General features: G+C 30.1%; 1 protein-coding gene. It reads left to right on the top strand.

Going from position 1 to position 226, the window contains the following annotated elements:
• On the top strand, positions 1-226 hold a 226-nt coding region (locus ACRHOC_RS15415), incomplete at both ends, for an outer membrane beta-barrel protein (RefSeq protein WP_431159472.1).

Raw genomic sequence — 226 nt, 5'->3', positions numbered from 1 at the left:
AGAAGATATTTTAGTAACTAAACCAATTAATATTGATGCCGAAGATAGAATTGGAATTGAGATTTCTATGAGCTATAATCCGTTTAAATGGATGCAACTGTCGGGTGAGCTTAACTATTTTGGTTTTGAGCAAAAAGGAGTTTATAACAATGTAAATTTTGATTTTGAAGATAGCAGATGGTTTACAAGAATTAATTCAAGGTTTAAGCTACCATCTGATATTACT

Origin of the sequence: Winogradskyella poriferorum (genome assembly GCF_050618035.1) — a bacterium.
Lineage (GTDB): Bacteria > Bacteroidota > Bacteroidia > Flavobacteriales > Flavobacteriaceae > Winogradskyella > Winogradskyella poriferorum_A.
Note: the sequence above shows the minus strand (reverse complement) of the source record. Positions and strands in the feature narration are given on the sequence as shown.